Source organism: Dactylosporangium maewongense, from assembly GCF_039531485.1.
Taxonomy (GTDB): domain Bacteria; phylum Actinomycetota; class Actinomycetes; order Mycobacteriales; family Micromonosporaceae; genus Dactylosporangium; species Dactylosporangium maewongense.
In genome coordinates this window covers 197,137-219,962 of sequence record NZ_BAAAQD010000010.1, presented here as the reverse complement: position 1 = coordinate 219,962, position 22,826 = coordinate 197,137, and the positions used below count along the sequence as shown (strand labels likewise).

12 protein-coding genes are annotated in these 22,826 nt (G+C 73.7%); 8 read left to right on the top strand and 4 right to left on the bottom strand.

Annotated elements, in window-relative coordinates; genetic code table 11:
- Window positions 1-29: 29 nt before the first annotated feature.
- Both ABD332_RS25455 and ABD332_RS25450 read right to left on the bottom strand, forming a co-directional pair.
- On the bottom strand, window positions 30-1,286 hold the full coding sequence (locus ABD332_RS25455; protein ID WP_344504614.1) for a sugar efflux transporter: 1,257 nt from the start codon (window positions 1,284-1,286) through the stop codon (window positions 30-32).
- A gap of 137 nt (window positions 1,287-1,423) precedes the next feature.
- On the bottom strand, window positions 1,424-2,632 hold the full coding sequence (locus tag ABD332_RS25450; RefSeq protein ID WP_344504613.1) for an ROK family transcriptional regulator: 1,209 nt from the start codon (window positions 2,630-2,632) through the stop codon (window positions 1,424-1,426).
- Window positions 2,633-2,946: 314 nt separating this feature from the next.
- Here ABD332_RS25450 and ABD332_RS25445 point away from each other — a divergent pair, with 314 nt between their 5' ends.
- The 5 genes from ABD332_RS25445 (at window position 2,947) to ABD332_RS25425 (ending at window position 15,963) form a co-directional block, all read left to right on the top strand.
- Window positions 2,947-3,834 (top strand): DUF4132 domain-containing protein, encoded by an 888-nt coding sequence (locus tag ABD332_RS25445; protein ID WP_344504612.1) that lies wholly within the window; start codon window positions 2,947-2,949, stop codon window positions 3,832-3,834.
- Between the two features lie 85 nt (window positions 3,835-3,919).
- Entirely contained in the window at window positions 3,920-8,716 is a 4,797-nt protein-coding gene (locus tag ABD332_RS25440; protein ID WP_344504611.1) for a hypothetical protein, read from the top strand.
- Entirely contained in the window at window positions 8,713-9,903 is a 1,191-nt protein-coding gene (locus tag ABD332_RS25435) for an ATP-binding protein (RefSeq protein ID WP_344504610.1), read from the top strand. Before ABD332_RS25440 ends, ABD332_RS25435 begins: the two co-directional genes overlap by 4 nt.
- The gene (locus ABD332_RS25430) at window positions 9,887-13,990 is read left to right on the top strand and encodes a vWA domain-containing protein (protein WP_344504609.1); all 4,104 of its coding nucleotides are present in this window, start codon (window positions 9,887-9,889) and stop codon (window positions 13,988-13,990) included. Before ABD332_RS25435 ends, ABD332_RS25430 begins: the two co-directional genes overlap by 17 nt.
- Entirely contained in the window at window positions 13,987-15,963 is a 1,977-nt protein-coding gene (locus tag ABD332_RS25425; protein WP_344504608.1) for a hypothetical protein, read from the top strand. The genes ABD332_RS25430 and ABD332_RS25425 overlap by 4 nt, the downstream gene beginning before the upstream one ends.
- Before the next feature lie 143 nt (window positions 15,964-16,106).
- Here the strand turns inward: ABD332_RS25425 and ABD332_RS25420 are convergent, their stop codons facing one another.
- Window positions 16,107-16,358, bottom strand: a complete 252-nt coding sequence (locus ABD332_RS25420; RefSeq protein ID WP_344504607.1) for a hypothetical protein — start codon at window positions 16,356-16,358, stop codon at window positions 16,107-16,109.
- Between the two features lie 53 nt (window positions 16,359-16,411).
- Between ABD332_RS25420 and ABD332_RS25415 the strand changes: the two genes are divergently transcribed.
- Together ABD332_RS25415 and ABD332_RS25410 are read left to right on the top strand one after the other, a co-directional pair.
- Window positions 16,412-16,906 (top strand): SigE family RNA polymerase sigma factor, encoded by a 495-nt coding sequence (locus ABD332_RS25415; protein ID WP_344504606.1) that lies wholly within the window; start codon window positions 16,412-16,414, stop codon window positions 16,904-16,906.
- On the top strand, window positions 16,899-17,639 hold the full coding sequence (locus tag ABD332_RS25410) for a hypothetical protein (protein WP_344504605.1): 741 nt from the start codon (window positions 16,899-16,901) through the stop codon (window positions 17,637-17,639). Before ABD332_RS25415 ends, ABD332_RS25410 begins: the two co-directional genes overlap by 8 nt.
- A gap of 50 nt (window positions 17,640-17,689) precedes the next feature.
- Here ABD332_RS25410 and ABD332_RS25405 read toward each other — a convergent pair whose 3' ends face one another.
- Complete coding sequence (locus tag ABD332_RS25405) at window positions 17,690-21,256, bottom strand: choice-of-anchor D domain-containing protein (RefSeq protein WP_344504603.1); 3,567 nt, start codon at window positions 21,254-21,256, stop codon at window positions 17,690-17,692.
- 410 nt (window positions 21,257-21,666) lie between these two features.
- On the opposite strand from ABD332_RS25405, the gene ABD332_RS25400 reads away from it, so the two are divergent.
- On the top strand, window positions 21,667-22,770 hold the full coding sequence (locus ABD332_RS25400) for an RICIN domain-containing protein (RefSeq protein WP_344504602.1): 1,104 nt from the start codon (window positions 21,667-21,669) through the stop codon (window positions 22,768-22,770).
- Window positions 22,771-22,826: the final 56 nt, after the last annotated feature.

The window sequence follows — 22,826 nt, the reverse complement described above, 5'->3', positions numbered from 1 at the left end:
CCGTCACGCGTCAGGATTTCGGTGCGCTGTCAGGTTTGCGGTGTGTGGTCGGTTTGCGGTGCGGGGTCGGTTTGCGGTGCGGGGTCGGTTTGCGGTTTGCGGTGGGTTTGCGGTTTGCGGTGGGCGGTCAGGAGCAGCACGGCGCCGGTGAGGCAGAGGGTCGCGGCGGCGGCGTAGGCGTAGCGGTAGCCGAAGTGCTGGGCGAGGCCGAACAGCGGGCCGACGAGGATCGCGGCCATCGGGTAGGCGTTGCCGGCGAGGGTCGCGGCGCGGCCGGGCTCACCGGGCAGCATCTCCTGCACGTACGAGATGCCGAGGCCCTGCACGGCGGCGATGAAGCTGGCGTTGACCAGCTGGGCGGCGGCGACCTGCCAGGTGTGCACGGACGCCGTGACGAGCACGTAGTAGAGCACGCCGAGGCCGGCGCCGATGACGACCAGGCGGCGCAGCGGCCACCTCGTCGACAACGCGCCGAACCCGAGCATCAGCGGGATCTCCAGCGCCGCGCACAGCCCGAGGACGAGGCCGGCGTCGCGCACCGAGCCGCGCAGGTCGTGGCTGAGGAACAGCGGCAGCGCCTGGACCCCGAGCACGCCGGCGGCCTGCACCAGGGTGAGCGCGGCGACGACCTGCAGCACCCTGGACGGCGCGTGCTCCGGCGCCTCGCGTTGCGGTTTCGGCGTCGGTGCGACGTCGCCCAGCACGAACACGGCGACGAGGACGGCGGCGGCGTACATGGTGGCCGCGCTCAGGTACAGGACGCGGAAGCCGCCGAGCTCGACGAGGAACGCGGCGGCGGGAGGGCCGGCGACCCACGCGATCGAGAACAGCATCCGCAGCGTGCTGATCGTCATCGCGGCACGGGTGGAGCCGCGCTGCTCCAGGGCCTCCCGGGCGTAGGCGAACGCCTGCGGGAAGAGCGAGCCGCTGATCGCGGTCACCGTCACCGTCAGCGCGAGCAGCACCCAGTAGTCGCGGGCGAACGCGGTGGCGGTGGCGCTGACCCCGCCGGCGGCGGCCGCGACGGCGAGGACCTGCCGCCGCACGGCCTTCCTGTCCGAGAGGCGGCCGACGACCGTCGAGGACACGATCATCGACACCGGGCCGGCGACGAGGAAGGCTGCGACGTGCACCGGGTCGGCCTTGACGGCGGTGCTGAGGAACAGCGACACGAACGGGCCGACGATCGACGTGGACAGGCCCACGAACAGGAACATCACGCCGAGCGGCACCAGGACCTTGGGGGCCTTGCTGACAGGGGCGTCGGCCAGTGTGCTCGTTACCACGAGCTTGGACGTTACCGCTAAAGAAGGTTTCCGGAGGCGGCTTCGTGCTTTGGATCACTTGCCTTCAGCTGCGACGGTTTCCTGCTTGACGGCGCGGCGTTGTCGGCTTTCGTCAGCCGCGTCCGGCTTGTCGGACTTCAGAGGGCGGGTGCTGCCGCGGCGAAGGGGACGGTGTCGACGCCCAGGGCGAGCGCGACCCCGCCGAGGGCGGCGGCGCGCAACGACAGCGCACTCTGGGCGACCTCGACCGACGCCGCGGCGGCCGTGAACGCGGTCTCGGCCAGGCCGCGCTGGAGCGGCTCGCGCAGGATGTCGGTCGCCGCGCCGAGCTCGTCGCCGAGCAGGACCCGCTGCGGGTTGATGAGGTTGACGAGGTTGCCCAGCGCGTACCCGAGCTGGGTGCCGGCGTCGGCGAGGAGCCTGCGGCAACCCGGGTCGCCTGCCTGCGCGAGCGCGATGAGCCCGGCGAGGTCGGTCAGCTCCGGGTGCGACAGCCGGGCGTGGCTGAGCAGCGCCCGCCCGCCGACGGACAGCTCGACGCAGCCGCGGTTGCCGCACCGGCAGACCGGCCCGCGGGCGTCGAGGGTCACGTGGCCGAGCTCCCCCGCCGTCCCGGCGGCGCCCCGGTAGAGCCGGCCGTCCAGCACGATGCCCGCGCCGATGCCGGTGGCGAGCTTGACGTAGACGAGGTCCGCGCAGCCGCGGCCGGCGCCCCACACGTATTCGCCGAGCGCGGCGAGGTTGGCGTCGTTGTCCACCCGTACCGGCAGCGAAAGGCGATCGGTGAGCTCGTCGGCGGGCAGCACGTCCGCCCATCCCGGCAGCATGCCGGGGGACCCTATGCGCCAGTCGCGGGTGATCGGCGCCGGCACCCCGAGCCCGACGCCCACCACGTCGGCCCTGGTGGCGCCGATGCCGTCGAGAGCCGCGTCGACGAGCGTGGTGCCGAGGTCGAGCGCCTCGCGGGGGCGGTCGTCGATGTCGAAGTCGGTGCGGGACTGCCGCTCGGTGAGCACGGCGTGGCCGAGGTCGGCGAGCGCGACCCGGACGTGCCTACGGCCGACGTCGACGCCGACCGCGATCCCCGCCCGGCGGGTCAGCCGCACCACGGAGGCCGGCCTGCCGCCGACGGGTTTGGCCGCGGCGCCCACCTGCTCGCTGACGAGGTCGGCGCCGCCGAGGTCGGCGAGGGCCGAGGAGACCGTCGGGCGGGACAGGCCGCTGAGGTGGACGAGCTCCGCGCGGGTGCGTGGCCCGTACAGGCGCAGCGTCTCGGCCACCCTCCGGCCGGCGCCGCCGGTGTCGGGGTGCCAGAGGGTGTGAGGGTCGATGCGCTGGGCCACCACGGCGGAATCCTCATCGGACTCGCGTGTTCTGTCAAGGACTTACTGAAACTATCGCCCCAAACCGGTATGCAGCTTCGGTATTTGTCAGCTCTTGACAGAACTTGTTCGGCCGGTGGCTCCCGGCGAAATCTACACGCTTTTCGTTCGTCCACTGTGGACTCTTGCGGGGAACTTTCAGGTATCTATCCGGACGTCCCGGTCATACCCGGTCACCGGCCGGTCCCACGGACGCAAAAAATGTCGCACCCGGTGACTAACGTGCCGGGGGTCAAGATGACGCAGGGACATTCGGACCCCGATGAGGCAGGGATCGCATGACGTGGCTGACCGCCGGCGGTGGCTATGAGGTCACCCTCGATGGCGGGCGCATAGCGTGCCGCAATGCCAAGGGCAAGCTGCTCAAATCCGTTCCGCCGGCGTTGAAGGACGACGCCGTGGTGTTCGGGCTCAAGCAGCTGCAGGAGTGGCTCGGCCGGCACGAGGCGCAGGTGCGCGAGCAGGTCGACCGGTGGATGGTCCGGTCACTGCCTGTGCCCGCCGAGGTGCTGGCGCGGGTCTGGGCCGACGAGGTGTGGCGGGCCGCGCTGACCGACCTCGTCGTCGCCGTCCTCGACGACGAGGGCGCCTTCGACCCCGACGAGGTCGGCTTCCTGCGCGACGCGTCCGGGGACGGCGGCGGCACGATCGGCATCGTCAACCTCGACGGTGAGACGGTGCGCCTGCCCGCGACGCGGGTCGCGATCCCCCACCCGGTGACCCTCGCCGACCTCGACGACCTGCGCGAGTTCGCCGCCGACCTGGGCGTGAAGCAGTCGGTCGACCAGCTGTTCCGCCAGACGTGGCAGCGCGGCGCCGACGTCGAGCCGACCGCGACCCGGGTCTCCGACTATGCCGGCGGGAAGTTCGCCGAGCTGCGGCACCTGACGGCGCGGTCCTCCTCGCTGGGCTATCCGGTGAAGGGCGGCTCCGCGATCTGCCGCGTGTTCGAGGGCGGGCGCACGGTGGAGGCGCGCAGCTGGGTCGGCTCCGACGACCCCTACTACGAGACCGAGACCGGCGACCTGGTGTTCGTCCGGGAGGACGGCACGTCGGTGCCGCTCGGTGAGGTCGGGCCGGTCGCCTGGTCCGAGGGCATGCGCATGGCCGCGGCGCTGTATGCGGGCCGGGTCGTCGAGGAGACCAAGGAAGAGGAGCAGGCATGAGCGGGCCGGAGCGCAGCGGAGGAGCCGCGAATCATGGACGCGGTGTCGGGTCAGGCCGGCGCCGGAGCGAAGCGGAGGTGACGGCATGACCGACGAGGCTCTGCTGGATGCCGGCGCGGTGCTGCCCTCCGCGGCGGGCGCGGCGCAGGACACGATCGACACACTGACCACCCGGGCCTACCGGCACCCCGTGCTCGGCGACCGGACCGTGGTGCGGCTGGTCCCGGGCACGCTCGGCGCGGCCGAGGACCTGACCATGGAGTTCCTCGGGTTCGCCGCGCCCGAGTCCGTCGCCGAGGTCGGCGTCGTGCGCCAGCAGGCGCTCGGGTTCCCCGCGTGGGCGCTCGTCAACGACCCTGCCAACGGGCACCACGCCCTGGCCCTCGTGAAGGACATCGAGCGGCTCGTGCGGATCGCGAAGTCGCGGATCGGCCCGGCCCGCGACGGCTTCGTCGAGCTCGGCGACCGTCTCGCCCGCTCGGTGCCGCACTTCCTGCCGACGTTCTACGAGGAGGCCGCGCGGGCGTTCCTCGCCGCCGACAGCCCCACCTATGCGGCGTCGATGTTCGGCAAGGCCCGCGACGCCGAGCGGGCGTTCGCCCTGAAGATCGACGAGGACCGGCAGCACACGGTCTTCCTGGAGTTCGCGCTCGCCGGCGCGCTGACCGCGAAGGCCCTGTCGGCCTATGCCCGCGACCTCGCGGCGCGCGCCGACGCGGCGACGGCGTATGAGCGCTTCCGCCGCCTGTGCGTGGAGCGGACCCTCGGCGGGATGCCGCCCTATGCGTCGATGCACACCGACCTGCGGCGCCTCGCGAAGGCGGCGAAGCTCGGCCAGGACGAGGAGGAGGCGCTGCTGCGGATCCTGCTCACCGCCACGTCGATCGTCCGCGCGCCCGGCGGCTTCTGGACGGCGTACCGTGCGACGCTCGTCTCCGTCGCCCGGCAGGACCCGGCGGTCCGCGGCCAGCTGCTGACGATGTTCCCCGGCAACTGCCCCGACGAGACCTGGCTGGAGATCCTCGACGAGTCCGGCGCGACCGAGGCGCTCACCGGCCCCGCCGGCAGCACGCCGGCCGAGGCCGAGCCCGCCGACGGTCCGGCCGGCTGGCTGACCCGGCTCGACCGGCACCGCTCCGGCTGGCGCCGCAAGCGGCTGGCGGCGCAGGCCGCGCTCGTGACCCGGATGGCCGAGCGGCTCAAGGCCGACGGCGCCCCGGTCGACCTGCTCTCCTCGCACTATGTCGACCTCGACGTCGCCGACCTGTGCCTGGAGCTCGGGGTGCCGCTCGGCGAGGTCACCGCCAACGCCCGCTGCGCCGTCGAGCAGTGGCTCAAGGACGACGCCGCGGGCCGCCGCGACCTCACCCACGTCGTCGCGCACCCCGACCTGCTGCCGAAGGTCGCGGCCAGCATCGAGGACCACCTGCGCCCGAGCTGGCGCAGCAGCACCACGCAGCCCGAGGAGGTCGCGGCGGTCGTGGCCGTGCCGGGGCTGCGCACCGCACTGCACTGGTGGATGGACGGGCTCGCCGACAGCGTCGTCGAGCAGGGCCTGCCCGGCATCGACGACCAGCTCAAGCGGCTCTCGCTGGTCGCCTGCCCGGAAGGTCTCGCGGTCAACCCGGAGGCGGTGCGCCGCATCACCGAGCACGACCTCGGCCCCGTCCTCGCCGCCACGCTGCGCGCCGGGGTCTTCGACGAGTTCGGCTGGCCCGCCCTGGAGGCCGCCGTCGAGTCGCTGATCGGCGACAGCGCGATCGAGTCCGACGACGACACGTATGACGCGAAGGTGCGCCTGCTGCGCCAGTGGCCGCAGCTGGTGGTCCGCGCCGGTGACCAGATCGCCGTCGTCGGCCCCGACGGCGTCGAGCTGGAGCACACGCTGCGCATCCCCGCCGACCAGCGGCGCTACGAGTGGAGCACGGTCCTGCGCTTCGTCGACGGCCAGCTGCTGGTCAGCTGGGACAAGGGCGAGGAGCGCGCCGGCTACTGGAGCGGCACCGCCGACGACGTGTTCACCACGCCCGACGAGGCGTTCAACGCCAACACGTACCTGTCGCTCGCCCTGCCCGGCGGCGGCCGCACCGCCGGTGGCCGGCCGTTGCGCGTCGGCGACCGGTCCGCGCAGGAGCGGTCGGGGATCTGCGGCGACGGCCAGCACTACTGGACGCTCGCCCAGGTCGCCGACGAGAGCTGGCGCTGGCACGAGTTCGACCCGGCCACCGGCGCCGTCGGCCGGCAGTCGCTGCCGGCGTTCTTCGAGGCCGACGCCGTCGACGGCCAGTCCCTGCAGCACGGCCGGTCCCGGCTGATGCCGGCGCCGCCGCAGGCCGCGTCCAGCCCGCTCGGGCAGCGCGACGGCCTCGTCGGCTGGCGCGTGCGCACCACCGGGTCCGGCACGGAGGTCGGCACGGGCGTCGACGGCCGCACGTTCACGCTGCCCGAGAAGTTCGAGCGGGGAAACCGGCGGCACGGCCGGCAGGTCGGCGCGATCCGGTTCCCGGGCTCCGACACCGTCTACGGCATGGTGTACCAGGAGTCGTGGCGGGACAACAGGATCGTGCTCTGCGCCCAGGACGGCGCGGAGATCGCCACCCTGAAGACCAACCTGAAGCAGGACCCGTTCCGGGAGGGCACCCGCCTGATGCCCCCGCCGACCTACTGGCACTACCTGCGGGTCCGCGACGAGGCCGGCTCGGCGGCGCTGCGGGCCGTCACCGACGAGCAGGCGGCGCGGCTCCTCGCCGCCGTCGTCGACCTCGTCGGCCCCGACGCGAAGGTCGACGCCGACGCGGCGCGCAAGCTCGTCGGCGAGGCCTTCCCAGAGGTGGCCGCGGCGCAGCTCGTCGCCGGGATCGCCGGGATCGTCAAGCAGGCGGCCCGCTCCACGGCACGGCTCGTCGAGCTGACGACCGCGACCGCGGCGATCGCCGGCCAGCCGGTGCAGGAGGACCCCGACGCCCACCTGCCCGACGACCGCACGCTCAACGCGGCGCTGTATGGCCTGATCCCCAGCTGCTACGACTACAGCCACGTCGCGGCCAACCTGTTCAGCAACGTCGGCGCCGTGCTCGTCGGCCGGGAGCCGCAGCGGCCGATCGCACCGATCGCGCAGCAGGCCGACCTCGACTGGTTCTACGTCGTCGGGGCGCTGCCCGCCGTCCTGTACCGCGCCGTGGCGCCGCTGATCTCCGCCGAGCGTCACACCCACCTGCTCGGCCTGTTCGACGTGATCGCCGAGTCGGGGCTGCTCGCACCCGGCGGGCGGCTGCGGCGGCTCTGGCTGAAGGCCGACGACCGCGCCGCGATGCCGAAGGTCGGCGACGTCATCGACTCCGGCGACCGGCGGCTGGTCGTGCTGCGCACCGACACCTCCGACGGTGAGGTCCAGGCGGTCGAGTACTCCCCCGGCGGACGGTTCGGCGCGGTCGCCGGCCACGCCATCACCGCCGAGCACGTGCTCGACCCGGGCGGGTGGGACACCGAGCGGCTCACCGCGTTCGTCGCGACGGCCCGGGAGCGCGGCCGGCTGCCGTGGCGTCCCGAGCTCGTCCCGGCGGTGTCCGCGGCGGCCGGCGTCACCCTCGCCGACGCGGCGGTCCTGCTCGCCGACCCGATCTCGGCCAAGTACTGGCAGGAGGACCAGCCGGCCGAGTGGGAGATCGACCCGGCCCTGACCGACGACGCGATGGAGGGTGCCGTCAGCGACCGCGACGCCCTCTCCCGCGCCGAGCGCCGCACGCTCGCCATGGCGATGCTGCCCTCGGACCCGTCCCTGCTGTGGGCCGAGGGGCCGTCGGTCGAGTCGATCGGCGCGTGGCACGTGGCGCGGCACGGCACCCGGACCCCGCTCGACGACGCGCTCATCGTCGAGGTGCGCAAGGCCCGGATCACCTCCGGCGTCCGCGCGTCGGCGTTCGTGCACGGGCTCGCCAACCCCGAGACGTGCCGCTGGCTGCAGGGCGCCGCCGACGAGGTCAGCCTCGACGACCTGCTCAAGGCCGTCACCCGCAGCATCCCGTGGCTGGTGCGGCGGCTCCCCGCCGGGCACGCCCTGCGCGTCAACCTGCCCCGGGTGCTCGACCTCGTCAAGCAACGCCTCGCCGACCCGGCCCTGGAGGTGCCGCTCGGCACCGTCTACGAGGACGACCTGACCGAGTTCATCGCCAAGATCGGGCTGCCGGTCACCACCGACGGCACGGTCCGCGACGCCGGCCTCTACACGATCGTCCAGGACCGGCACTGGCCGCGGATCCTGCTGCGGCCGGCGCGGCTCGCCGGCCCCGACGACCCGCGGCTGGCGGCGCTGCTCGCCGAGCTCGGCAGCTCGCCGCGTTTCATCGTCGCGATGCGCGCGATCCTCAAGGGGCAGCTCGACGCGTGGGCCACGGCGGCGGTGTCGACCGTCACCGAAGGCGCCGAGGCGGACCACGACCCGTCCCGCTCCGCGCCCGACCTGGTCGCCGAGGTCGCCGCGAAGCACGGGCTCGGCGCAGACGCGGCCACGCTCTACCTGCAGCTGCTCGCCCTGCCCGACCCGACCGACCGCAACGTCGCGGCCTGGACGGGCTGGAAGCCGGCCCGCCTGAAGAAGGCCCGCGCCGAGCTCGCCGCGACCGACCTGGTCGTGGAGGCCAAGCGGGCGCGGGCCGGGCGGTCGCTGTTCCTGCCGGGCGGCTGGGTCGCGCTGTCCAGCCCGCACCTGCCGTTCGAGCTGTGGAAGCTGCCGCTGTTCATCCGCGACGGCGACGACGTCACCGGCCTGGGCGCGATCATCCCCGTCGCCCCGGCGCCGGACCTGTTCACCGTCGCCTGGTCCAGGGTCACCGGCGGCGACCACCCCCGCTTCGAAGAACTCACCACGAGAGGGCGTCGATGAGCACCACGTTGGAGACCGGGGCCCCCGCGGGGCTCGGTGCAGGTCCCGCCCGGCAGGTCGACCCGGCCGAGCACGCGCACGCGGGCGAGCTGGCGTTCCTGGCGGCACACGACGACGGCGCCCGGCCGCCCGGCTGGCGGCTGACGCCGCGGGCCGTGGTCACGTTCATCGTCGGCAGCGACGGCAAAGAGCTCACGCTGCCCAAGGGCGCCCGCGGCGACGGGCTGCCCGCGAAGCTGGCGATCGCCCGGAAGTTCGTCGGTGACCGGGCGCTCGTCGAGCGCTGCGTCGTCACCCTCGCCGGCGAGCGTGGGCTGCTGCTCGTCGGCGAGCCCGGCACGGCCAAGTCGATGCTGTCGGAGCTGCTGTCCGCGGCGGTCTGCGGCACCAGCGAGCTGGTCGTGCAGGGCACCGCGGGCACCACCGAGGACCAGCTCCGCTACGGGTGGAACTACGCGCTGCTCCTCGCCGGCGGCCCCAGCCCCGAGGCGCTCGTGCCGTCACCGATCCTCACCGCGATGCGGGCCGGCGCCGTCGCCCGCGTCGAGGAGATCACCCGCTGCCTGCCCGAGGTCCAGGACGCGATGGTGTCGATCCTGTCGGACCGGCGGATCGCGGTGCCCGAGCTGTCCGGCACCGCCGGGGCCACCATCCACGCCGCGCCGGGCTTCACCCTCATCGCGACCGCGAACCTCCGCGACCGCGGCGTGTCGGAGATGTCCGCCGCGCTCAAGCGCCGCTTCAACTTCGAGACGGTCGGCCCGATCCCCGACCTGGCCGCGGAGACCGCGCTCGTCGGCCGCCAGGCGAGGGCCGCCCTCGACCGGGTGCGCACGCCGTTCGCCGTCGACGAGGCGGTCCTCGAGGCGCTGGTCACCGCGTTCCGCGACCTGCGGGCCGGGCGGTCGGTGGAGGGCTGGGAGGTCGAGCGCCCCTCCACCGTCATGAGCACCGCCGAGGCGGTCGCCGTCGCCACCTCCCTGGGCCTCGCCGCCGCCTACTTCCCGGGCGACCGCGACGTCCTGTCCCTGCTCCCCGCCCACCTGCAGGGCGTCGTGTGCAAGGACGACCCGGCCGACGGCGCGAAGCTCCTCGGGTACTGGGACGGCGCCGTCCGCCGCCGCGCCGAGGAGGGGTCCCGGCTGTGGACCCAGCTCTGGGAGCTCCGCGATGTCCTCCAGTCCTGACCGTCTTCCCGACGACGGCCTCCCGGGCAGCGGCGCGCTTCCGGACGGCGGCGGGCTTCCGGGCGAGGGCGTCGCGGCCGGGCTTCCGGAGCACGGGCTTTCGGACGGGGCGCCGGACGGGGCGTTGCGGGCGCTCGCCGAGTCGACGGCGCCGTACCTCATCGGGGTGCGGCACCACTCGCCGGCGCTGTCCGCCGTGATGGACGACCTCCTGGACGCGGCCCGGCCGGAGGTGCTGCTGCTGGAGCTGCCGGCGGAGTTCGCGGACTGGCTGCCGTGGCTGGCCGACCCGGCCACCACGGCGCCGGTCGCCCTGGCCGGGGTCGCGGGGCCGAGCGGGTCGGCGGCGTTCTACCCGTTCGCGGACTTCTCGCCGGAGCTGGTCGCGGTGCGCTGGGCGGCCCGCAACGGCGTCGAGGTCATCCCCTGCGACCTGCCCCTCGCCGACCGCGCCTGGCACGAGGACCTCCCGGGCAACGACCCTGCCCCCGAGGTCCCCGGTCTGGACGCTCCCGCCTCGGACGGCCCACCTCCGCCCGGGTCCGCTCCACCTGCGACAGCTCCAAACGGGACGGCTCCAGGCGGGGCGACCCTCGACGGGGCTGCTCCGGACGGAGCGACTGCGGACGGGGCGACCATCGATGGGGTGGCTCCGAGCGGGGCTGCTGCGGGTGGACGGCCGGTGGTCGCCGCTGTCGCGCCCGAAGGGATGCGGTTCCTCGGGGATGCCCTTCGGCGGGCCGCGACGGGGCGGCCTGACGAGGACATGTGGGACCGGGTCGTCGAGGCCCGGTCCCCCGGCGCGGCGCCCGAGGCGGTGCGGCGTGCCGCGCTGCTCGTCGGGTGGGCGATGCGGCACGACACCGGCAGCGACGTGACGCCGCTCGACCTGCGGCGGGAAGCGTGGATGCGCCGGCACCTCGTGGCGCTCGAAGGACGTCGGGTCGCCGCGGTGGTCGGGTCGTTCCACGCATGGGCGCTGCTCGACGTCGACAAGTCCGTCGACGACCCGGGCCACACCCGGACCCTCGACGGCTCGGTCCCGTCCCGGACCGTCCACATCGACGGTTCGGACACGCCTCGGGCCACTCCCGTCGAAGGCTCGGACGCGCCTCGGGGGGTCGCCGACGCCACTCCACGGAGCGCTTCCGTGGAGGCGCCCGGCGTCGATGCGGTTCCTCGCGCGCGGCGGGTGGGCAAGGGACGTGAGGTCGTCACGTCGCTGGTGCCGTACGCGTTCTCGTTGCTGGACGCCAGATCCGGCTATCCGGCCGGGATCCGGGACCCTCGGTGGCAGCAGGCGGTCGTCGCGGCGGGCGGGCGGCCCGAGGCGGTGGAGCACGCGGCGTTGAGTGCGATCGTCGAGGTCTGCGCCAGGGTACGGGCGGCGGGGCACCCGAGCGGGCCGGCGGAGGCGCGGGAGGCGTTCCGGCTCGCGACGGACCTCGCGCGGCTGCGGGCGCTGCCGGCGCCGGGCCGGGGCGAGATCGTCGAGGCGCTGCAGAGCGTCATCGCGCACGGGGAGGTACTCGGGCGGGGACGGGTCGTCGCGACGGCGATGGAGCAGGTGCTCGTCGGCGACGAGCGGGGGGTGCTCGCGCCCGGGACGCCGAGGTCGGGGCTGCGGCCGGCGGTGGAGGCGCTCGTCAAGGAGCTCCGGCTGCCGGCCGCGGGTGAGAAGGCGCGGGACATGCGGCTCGACTCGCTGCGGTCCGACCTCGACCGGCGGCGGGAGGTGACGCTGCGGCAGCTCGAGGTGTGCCGGGTGCCGTACGGGGAACGGGTCGCCGTCGAAGGGGCCGGCGGCGCCGACGCGCTGACGACCCGGTGGACGGTGCAGTGGGTGCCCGGGACCGAGGCGATGCTGGAGCTCGCCGGCATGCGGGGCGTCACCCTCGCGCAGGCGGCCGAGGGCACACTGCGGCACCGGCGCCGCACCGAGCAGGACGACAACGGGCCCACGTCGGCGCAGCTGATCGACGGGCTGGCGGTCGCGGCAGGGTGCGGGCTGGTCGCGCTCGCGCGGGAGCGGGTGGCGGAGGTCGCGGCGGAGGTCCCGGCCGCGGCGAGCCTGGACGAGCTGATGGCGGCGCTCGCGCTCGTCGACCGGCTCGACCGGGGGCACGTCCCGGGCATGCCCGCCGGCGTGCTCGACGGGCTCGGGCAGGTGATCGAGTCGCTGGAGTCCGCCGCGGTACGCCAGGTCGACGGCCTCGCCGGCTCGGAGTCCGTCGACGACGTGCGGGCACTCGTGGCGCTGGCCCAGCGGGCCGACGCGGCCGGGGTGGGGCTGCGGCTCGCCGGCGCGGTCGAGCGGCTCGTCGCTGACGGCAGCCCGGTCATGTCGGCGGCGGCGGGTGCGGTACAGGTGATGCTCGGCCTCGAGGAGCCGCCGGCGCTGGGGGTCCGGCTGGCCTCGTGGGTCGACGCCGCTCGTGCCGACGAAGGCCGCCGCAAGCTGCTCGGGCATCTCCGCGGGCTGCTCACCGCGGCCGAGCCGCTGCTGCAAGCGGGTGAGGAGATTCTCGGCGGGCTGCTCGACCGGGTGGAGACCCTGCCCGACGACGACTTCCTGTCCCGGCTGCCGGCGTTGCGCGGCGGCTTCCAGGCGGTCAGCCCCGCGGGGCGGGACCGGCTCCTGGCCGTCGTCGAGCAGCGCCTCGGCGACGCGGGGTCGGCCCGCGACATCGGCGACGCGTCCGCCGAGGATCTGCTGGTACGGCTGCTCGCCGACCGGGCCGGAGCGGCGGCGCTCGCCGCGTACGGGCTGACGGTCCCCACCGCGGCGCCGGCCTCGGAGCCCGCGAAGTCCGGCAGCACCGAACCGGCGCAGGACACGGAGCCCCCGAAGTCCGACACGGGGCAGCCCGCGGACACCGGCAGCCTCGAAACGGGGCGGCCCGAGGAGACGGGCAGCCTCGAAACGGGGCAGCTTGAGACGGCCGGCGGTGCCGAGACGGGGCAGGCCGCGGAGCACAGCGGGCGCACGCTGTCCACAGTGGACCGGTGGCGGTTGCTGCTCGGGCGGCGGTCGGAGGCGCTCGGGCCCGGGGCCGCGCGGTACGCCACCGCGCTCGACGAGCTCTACGGTGCCGGTACCGGCGAAGGGGCGCGGGCCGATGCCGCTGGGCGGGCGGGGCGGGAGGCGCCGTTCCCCGGTGTGCGGGAGTGGGCGGAGGAGCTGACGGCGTTGTTCGGGCCGGGCATCCGTGAGGAGGTCCTCGCCCGTGCCGCGGAGTCCGGGCGGCGGGAGGCGGCGCTGCTGCTCGACCCCGACGCGGTGACGCCGTCGGTCGAGCTGCTGCAGACCGTGCTGTCGCTGGTCGGCGCGATGCCCGAGTCGTCGGTGGCGCGGCTGCGGCCGCTGGTCGCGCGGATCGTCGAGGAGCTCACGCGCCAGCTGGCGACGCGGCTGCGGCCGGCGCTGGCGGGGATCACAACGCCGCGGCCGACCCGCCGGCCGGGCGGGCCGCTCGACCTGCCGCGGACCCTGCGGGCCAACCTGGCCACGACCCGTCGCGACGAGGACGGCCGGGTGCAGGTCATCCCGGAGCGGCCGGTGTTCCGCACCAAGGCGCGCCGCGGCGTCGACTGGCGGCTCGTCCTCGTGGTCGACGTGTCCGGGTCGATGGAGGCGTCGGTCATCTGGTCGGCGCTGACCGGGGCGATCCTCGCCGGGGTTCCGGCGTTGACGACGCACTTCGTGGCGTTCTCGACCGAGGTCGTCGACCTCACGGATCGGGTCACCGACCCGCTGGGGCTGCTGCTCGAGGTCCAGGTCGGCGGCGGCACCCACATCGCGGCCGGGCTGCGGCACGCGCGGTCCCTGGTGACCGTGCCGTCGCGCACGCTGGTCGTGGTCGTCAGCGACTTCGAGGAGGGGTACCCGCTCGGCGGGCTGCTCGCGGAGACGCGTTCGCTGGTCGAGTCGGGGGCGACCGTGCTGGGTTGCGCGAGCCTCGACGACGCGGGCCGGCCCCGGTACTCGGTGTCGGTGGCGTCGCAGCTGGTCGCGTGCGGCATGCCGGTCGCCGCGTTGAGCCCCCTGGAGCTGGCCCGCTGGGTCGGGGAGAAGGTGCGCGCATGACCACGGCGAGCGGCGGGCTGCCGCCGGTGGCGGAGGCGGTGCTGGTGGCGGCGGTCGACGCGCTGCCGGCCAGGCTGCGCAAGAAGGTCGACGAGGCGGTGACCCGCTTCGCGGCGCTTCCGGTGACCGAGGCGGACGGAACGTTCGTCGTCGCCGTCGACGACTCGACCGCCGTCACCCTGGTCACCGACGGCGGGGTCGTCCGGTCGGCGGAAGGGGCGACGTGCAGCTGCCTGCTCGCCCCCAACTGCCTGCACCGGGCGGCCGTGCTGGCGCTGGCTCCCTCCCACGTGGAAGGAGATCCGGCCCCGGCCGGCGAAGCGGCGCCCGACGCCGACGCGGCACAGCCCGTCGCGGGGCAGGCGGCCGCGGGGCAGGCTGACGCAGAACAGCCCGTCGCGGGGCAGACGGTCTCGGGGCGGGCCGACGCCGAACAGGCCGTCGCGGGGCAGGCCGTCGCGGCGCAGGCGGTGGTCGTGCCGGAGGTGGAGGAGCCGGGCGAGGCGTTGACGGTGCAGCAGCGGGCGGCGGTCGAGCACCTGTGGCGGGCTGCCGTCGACGTGCTCGCCGCCGGGCTCACCGGGTCGGGGACGGTCGCGCGGACGGCGTTGCTGCGGGCGGCGCACGAGGGGCAGGCGTGCAAGGTGTACCGGCCGGCGGCCGCCGCGCGGGTCGTCGCCACGATGCTCCAGGCGGCGCGGACCGGCGACCCCGACTTCCGGCTCGGCGACCTGACGGCCGCGCTGCAGGAGCTGATCGGGGTCCTGCAACGCCTGCGGTCGGAGGGCGCACCGTCGGGAGGGCTGCTCGGGGCGGCGCGGCGCGCGTACGACCTGCAGGGCAGCCTCAGGTTGCACGGGCTGTGCACGACGGCGGTGCTCGCCGACTCGGGGTATGCGGGGGTCGTGACGTACGTCGTGGACCGCGACGGCGGGCTCTGGATGATCGCCGACCTGATGCCCGGCGACGCCAAACGGGCCGCCAAGGCGGGCAACGCGACCGTCGCGCTCGGGGAGACCGCGCTGAGCCACCGGGCGCTGACCCGGGCGGGGCTCGTGGTGTCGGGGGCGACGGCGTCGGCGACCCGGCAGCTGGGTGCGGGCAGGTCGGTGCGGGCGGTGACGGCGACCGGGTGCGGCTGGCACGAGGAGCCCCTCGCGGGGCTGTGGGCGGTGCCGCTCGCCGAGCAGGTGCACCGCGCGTTCGCGGCGCTCGGCCAGCCGGTGACGGACCGCCGGGCCGGCGACGACCTGGTGTTCCTGACGGTCCGCGTCGAGGGCACCGACGGCGACGCCGTGCACGCCACGACCACGGGCGGCACGGCGGCCTCCGGCGGCGCAGCGGCCTCCGACGGCACGGCGTTGACGCTACGGGTCGCGGACGACTCGCCGGCGCTCGGGTACCGCGACAACCTGCGGCTGCTCGGCCGCGCCGCCGGCCTCGAGCTGCTCGTGGTGGCGCGGCCCGACCCGTCGCGGCCGGGGACGGTGCTGCCGCTCGCGGTCGCCCCGGTCGACGGCACCGGCTGGAACCTGCCCGCGGGCCAGGGCGGGCACGTGGACCTGGCGTTCGACCGGCTCCACAGCAGTCACCTTCCCCAGTCCCACCCGCTGCTTCCGGAGGCGGGCGCCGGTCGTACACCTGCCGCGAACACCAACAGTGATCCCGTGCTCCGGCTGTTGGCGGCGCAGGTGGAGCGGACGGTGTCGGGCGGGCGGACCGTGCACACGTTCGCGGCGGGGCGGGGACCGTCCGACGCGACGAGGCTGCGGCGGGCCAGGTTCGACGCCGGGGCGGCGCTGCTCGACCGGTTGACGGAGGCGGCGTGCACCCGGCCCCGGGACGCGTTCGGCCGGCTGTCGGGCGACGACGGCAGCGCGTTCGCCCAGGCGTGGCTGGCGACGGCGGTCTACACCGACGCCGCGACCCGCGCCGTCGCCGAGGCGACCTGGTTACCGGCCGGCACCGGCTAGCGGCGTTGCCGGCCGACACCGGGCAGCCGCGTTGCCGGGCGGCACCGGCTAGCTGCGGTGCCGGGCGGCACCGGTCAGCTGCGGTGCCGGCCGGCAACCCGGTGGCCGCGGTGCCGGTCGGCGCCGGTAGCCGCGGCGCCGGCTCAGCGCACGACATCGGTCACGGCGGCGATCCACGCGAGCGCGTCCTGTTCGGCAGCGAACGAACGGCGCGTCGCGTAGACCGTCGCCGTGTCGCCGACCGTGACCACGAAGGTGACCGCCCAGGTCTCCTGGTCGCGGCGGAGCATGCGGGCCTTCGTGTCGAGGTGCACGGGCGCGACCAGGGTCGCGTGGTCGAGGTTGAGATACGTGGCCTGCGACGTCGCCATCTCCACGACCGGGACGAGCCTCATCACCGCACTGTAGGCGATGCAACCTTCCCGCAGGCCCGGCCGTGTTCACTGGCATGAGCAGCGACGCCCGGCAGGCGTACGACGACTTCTACCGCGGGACCTCGCGCCGCACGATGCGCTACGCGTTCGGCCTGACGGGTGACCTCGGCGACGCCCAGGACCTGACCCAGGAGGCGTACGTGCGCGCCTGGCAGCGGTGGCACCGCCTGCGCGAGTACGACTCGGCGGAGGCCTGGCTGCGCTCGGTGATCTACCGGCTGGCCACGGACCGGTGGCGGCGGCTGGCGGTGCGGCGGCTGTTCGCGGCGAAGGTGCCGCCGGCCGGGGTGGCGCCGGCGCCGAGCGAGGACACGCTGCTCGTCGTCGCGATGCTGCGGGAGCTGCCGCCGGCGCAGCGGCGGGCGCTGGTCCTGCACTACCTGCTGGACCGGCCGGTGGACGAGATCGCGGCGGAGACCGGGGTGCCGGTCGGGACGGTCAAGTCGTGGCTGTCCCGGGGGCGCTCCGCCCTTGCCCTGACCGTGGAGAGTGGTGAGCGCGATGCATGACCAGATCATCGACCGGCTGGCGGCGCTCGGTGCGGACGCCGACCGGGTGGTCCTCGCCGACCCGGCGGACCTTCGCCGCGCCGGTACCCGCCGCAACCGCAGGCGACTCGCCGCGGTGACCCTTGCCGTCCTCGCGGTGCTCGGCGGCACCGCCGTCGCGCTTCGGCCGGCGGGCCAGGCGCCGCCGCCGACCCCGGCCGGCTCCCGGACGGCGGTCCCGAGGGAACCGTGCGAGATCCACCTCGCCGGCTGCTTCCCGCCTGAGGTGAGCGTCTACGCCGAGCGGCTGCCCGCGCCGTGCCCCGACACGCGCCACCCCAGCGAGGCGAAGCTGATCGGCCGTAGCAGCGGGCTTCAGGTGTTCACGTTGTACGTCCCGCCGCCGCCCACGACCACCCGGGCCGGTGTGACGGAGTCGGCCTACCGACCCGGCGGGGCGGGCGAGTACCTCGCCGAGGTCCGGGCGATGCTGGCCCGCTGCCCGTCGGTCGAGCGCGCCGGCCCCGGCTCCGCGCCGTTGACGCTGCGGTACCGGCTGGTCTCGATCGGCGAGCTCGGCGGCGACGAGTCGGTGCTGCTGAGCCGCACGTACCAGACGGACCTCGGCGAGCAGACGTTCCTCATCGCGCTGGTCCGGCGCGGCGACACGGTCCTGGCGGTCATGGACTACGGCTGGCAGGGCGCCCCGGCGTCGCGGTCCGACCTCGACCGTTTGCTGAGCGAGCGCAAATAGCAGGGGGTGCCGCCGGACCGGCGGCACCCCCTCTTTGAACTACGGGCGGATCAGATGTTCCAGACCTGGAAGGACGAGATCTGCCCCGCCGGCCAGCCGGAGTTGGCGGTGATGTTCAGCCGGACGTAGCGCTGGGTCTGCGCCGGGAACGTGATCGTGACGGTGTTGCCCGCCCCGCCGGTGAAGGCGTAGGACGCGGTGTCCTTCAGCGTCGAGAAGCTCGAGCCGTTGGTGCTGCCGACGACCTGGATGGTCTGGTTGCGGGCGCCCCACGAGGTGGGCAGCTGCAGGACCACCTTGCTGATGCTCTGCGCGGAGCCGAGGTCGACCTGGACCCACTGCGGGAAGGCGTTGTTGTTGCTCTCCCAGTAGGAGTTCTGGTCGCCGTCGGTGACGTTGCCGGAGCCGTACACCTGGACGTGGCTGGACTCGCTGGTCGGCTTGCCCGCGGCGAGGTTGGTCGGGGTGGTGCCCCCGGCGCCGGTGCCGGTCAGCGAGACCGTGGTCGGGCTGTTCTGCGCGTTGCTGGTGACCGTGAGCGTGCCGGTCCGCGTGCCGGACGCGGTGGGCCGGAAGGTCACGTTGACGACGCAGGACGCGCCGACCGCGATCGAGCTGCAGTTGTTCGTCTGCTGGTAGTCACCTGTGGCGGTCACGCCTGAGACGGTGGCCGCCGCGGTGCCCGTGTTGCTGATCGTGACCGCCTGCGAGCCGCTGGTGGTGTTCAGCGCCTGCGACGCGAAGGTCAGGCCGGTCGGGTTGGCGCTGAGGACCGGCGCGGTCGGCGTGGTGCCGCCGCTCGGGTAGACCTCGAGCTCCGCGACCTGGCCGGCGGGCCAGCCGGTGTTCGCGCTGATGTTGACGCGGACGTACCGGGTGTTCGTCGCCCCGAAGGTCAGGTTGACCGTGTTGCCGCTGGCCGGGTTGAACGTCTGGGCGGCGGAGCCGACGATCGTGCTGAAGCTGGAGCCGTCGGTGCTGCCCTGGACCGACAGCGTCTGCTGGCGGGTCGCCCACGCGGCGTCCGGCGGGAGCTTCAGCGTGACCTTGCCGATGCTGGTGGTCGCGCCCAGGTCCACCTGGACCCACTGCGGGAACGCGTTGTTGGTGCTCTCCCAGTAGGTGGCGGCGTTGCCGTCGGTGACCGTGGTCGCCGCCTGCGTGCCGTTGACCTGGCTGCTGGCGGTGGCGGGCCGGTTGAGGGCGATGTTCGTGTTGGTGCCGATGCCGGAGCCGGACAGGCCGACCGTGGCCGGGCTGTTGTTGGCGTTGCTGGTGACCGTCAGCGTGCCGGTGCGGGCACCCGAGGCGGTCGGGGTGAACTTCACGGTGACCGTGCAGGAGGCGCTGACCGCGAGGGAGCCGCAGTTGTTGGTCTGGCTGTAGTCACCGCTGGTGGTGACCCCGGAGACCGTGGCCGCCGTGGTACCGGAGTTGGTGAAGGTCACCGTCTGGGTCGGGGCGGACGCGCCCACCACCGTACCGGCGAAGGACAGCGAGCCCGGGTCGGCGTTGATGACCGGTCCGGGTGCCACACCCGTGCCGGACAGCGGGACGGTGCTGGTGACGCCTGCGGCGGTCACGCTCAGGTTGCCGGTGCGGGTGCCCGCCGCCGACGGCCGGAACGTCACGCTCACGGTGCAGGACGAGCCGGCGGCGATGCTGGTGCCGCAGGTGTTCGTCTGGGTGAAGTCGCCGCTGACGGCGATCGTGCCGACCGGGGCCGACGCGGTGCCGCTGTTGGTGACGGTCACGGCCTGGGCCGCGCTGGCGCCACCGGTCGCGACCGAGCCGAAGCCGAGCGCGTTCGGGCTGACGGTGATGTTGGAGCCGTTGTCGGGCAGGTACGGCGGGAACGTCGGCGTCGGCATCGTGCAGGCGGTCGAGCCGAAGATGCCGGAGTTGCCGCCGCCGTCGGTGAGGTTGAACCCGGCGCCGCAGTTGTAGATCGGCGCGGGGCCCTGGGTGCCGGTGGCGGTGCTGTTCGTGATCGTCGCCGCGCCGGCGACCTGGAGCTGCGCCACGAACGTGCCGGTGTTCTGGATCGTCGCGTTGTTGATCTTCACGTTGTTGATCTGCGAGCCCGAGACGAACTGGATCGCCTCGTACGGGCTCTGCTGGATCAGGATGTTGTCGACGTTGGTCAGGCCGTTCATCACGCCGTCACGGGCGTCGAACCACAGCGCGCCGACGCCGAACTGCCAGTTCGGGTCGAGGTTGCCGGACCGGATGATGGTGTTGCGCAGCACGTCGGTGCGGCCGATCGGGGTGGACGCGAAGCGCTGCCCGACGTGGATGCCGCCGCCCTGGCTGAGGCCGGCGTCGATGACCCTGTTGTCGGTCACGAAGTTGTCGTGGCCGCCGTAGATCGCGATGCCGTTGGCGAGGATGGGCAGCTCGACCGTGTTGTGGTCGAACGAGTTGTTCACGTCGGCGTTCTGCTCGGCCCACATTGCCAGGCCGTCGTCGCCGGGGTTGCGGACGTGGCTGTTGGTGACCTTCGAGTTCGTCACGCCGTTGTGGAAGTTGATCGCGTCGGCGTTGTAGTTGCGCAGCCGCATCTGGTCGAACACCAGGTTGGTGAACGGCCCGTCCATCCAGGCGCCGACCTTGGTGTGCTCGATCCACACCCGGGTGACGGTGGAGTTGCTCAGCGAACCGCCGATGCCGTTGACCTGGTCGGCGTCGTTGCGCTCCTGCACGTTGCCGAAGATCGAGAAGTCCGACAGGTGCACGTTGGAGCTGGGCGTCGGCGCGTAGTTGCCGTAGAACCCGATCCGGTCACCGGTCGTCTTCGAGTGCCACATGCCGGCACCCTTGATCGTGATGTTGTTGACCGCGATGTGGCCCTGGATCTTGAACGTGCCCGGCGGGATCCACACCGTGCCGCCCGCGCCCGCGGACGCGATCGCCTGGTTCATCGCGGACGTGGAGTCGTTGACACCGTTCGGGTCGGCACCCTTGCTCGTGATCGACACCGAGCCGGCCGGCTGCGACAGCGGACCGGCGACGTTCTCGAAGTCCGCGAGGTCAATGGTGTACGACGAGGCGGTCGAGTCGGCGTCGACCTGCAGGCGGAACTTCGTCCCCTGCGGGTAGACCTGCGGGAAGAGGCGGTTGACCTCGTCGTAGTAGTGGTGGTGGTTGCTGCCCGGCTGGTTGCTGAACGGGTAGCTGCTGTAGTAGTGGCTGTACGCGTTGGTCAGCGTGAAGTTGTTGGACCGGACCCCGTTGATGTACAGCGAGATCGGCGCCGTGTACACCGAGCCGTTGCTGGAGTCCGGGATGCTGTAGCGGAACACCATCGAGTTCGTCGCGACCGGCGTGGTGAACTCGACGTACTTGCCACTGCCCTGCAGCGTGACGGCTTTGCGGTAGGACGCCTCACCGGCGAGGGTGTTGTAGGCGGCGCTCGGGCCGATGACGGTGCCGTTGGTGGTGGCGTTCTCCGCCTGCACCTCGACAAAGGGCAGCGTCGCACCGACGCCGCCGGTCGCGGCCGCCGCGGCCGGCGACATCGTCAGACCGACGACGACGCCCGCGGCAGCGAGGGTGGTGCCCGCGGTCAGGGCAACGAAACGCCCCTTCCGCCTGGCACCTCGAGTGGACCGGAACATGTGTTGCTCGCTTTCGACGGGGCCGTGCCGCGCAAGCATCAGCCGGCCGGCCGCGAGTTGGCGGTGTCGGGCTGGTCGGCGCTGGTGGTGACGATCGAACGGCGGGGTGGGTTTTTGTACACCGGTTGGCGGGGCGGTGCAAGAGGGACCGTAACTCCACCAACACCGCTGCGCAATATCCAGACACATCTTTGCTGTTTTCGAACGTGTTCTTGCAAGGCTTGAGCACCCATCCGCTCACGTTCCGCTTGGCTTTGCCGCGCGACCGCTCGGCGCTCCACCGCGCCACTGGGCTCCCCTGACCGTCACCACATCGCCAACACTCGATGCGACCGTCCGCTGCCGCAGCTCGGCCCGGTTCATCCCGTGCTGTGGACCGCCCTCGGACGGCAGACGAGAGGAACCAGTACATGCGACGCAAACTCGCTCTTGCCGCCGGCCTCGCGCTCGGCCTGTTCGCGAGCCTCGTCCTGTCCCCCGCGGCCCCGGCCCAGGCCGAGTCGAACGGCGGCGTCCGCGTCATGCCGCTCGGCGACTCGATCACCGACGGGTTCAACGTGCCCGGCGGCTACCGGATCAACCTGTGGCAGCGGCTCGCCGCCGGCGGGTACACCGTCGACTTCGTCGGGTCGGGCTTCAACGGCCCGGCGTCCCTCGGCGACCACGACCACGAGGGCCACTCAGGCTGGCGGATCGACCAGCTCGACGCCAACATCGTCGGCTGGCTGCAGGCGACCTCGCCGCGCACCATCCTCCTGCACATCGGCACCAACGACATGAACCAGAACTACGACGTCGCCAACGCCCCGGCCCGGCTGTCCGCCCTCATCGACAAGATCCGTGCGAACGCGCCGTCGGTCGAGCTCTTCGTCGCCCAGATCACCCCCGAGACCAACGCGACGCAGGAGGCCCGCGTCCAGGCCTACAACGCCGCGATCCCCGGCATCGTCGCCGGTAAGGGTCCGATGACGCACCTGGTCGACATGCACTCCGCCATCACCACCGCCGACCTCGCCGACGGTGTGCACCCGAACGCCACCGGTTACGACAAGATGGGGGCGCGCTGGTTCTCCGCCCTCCAGTCCGTCCCCGGCAGCCTCACCCCGACCATCCCACCGGTCGGCACCGCCGTCTCACTGGTCAACCCGCAGTCGAACCGCTGCATGGACGTCGCCGGCGCCAGCACCACCGCCGGCGCCCAGATCCACATCTGGGACTGCCACGGCGGCACCAACCAGAAGTGGACCCGCACCGCCGCCGGCGAGATCCGCGTGTACGGCAACCGCTGCCTCGACGTCAACGGCAACGGCACCGCCGACGGGACGAAGATCCAGATCTGGGACTGCAACGGCACCGCCGCCCAGAAGTTCACCTTCAACGCCAACGGCTCCATCACCGGCACCGGCTCCGGCAAGTGCGTCGACGTGAACGCCTCAGGCACCGCCAACGGCACCAAGGTCCAGCTCTGGACCTGCAACGGCACCGGCGCCCAACGCTGGGCCGCCCGCCCCTAGCCTGCCGGCCTGATCCCCGCTCCGACCGGGTGCGTCCACCTCGGGCGCACCCGGCT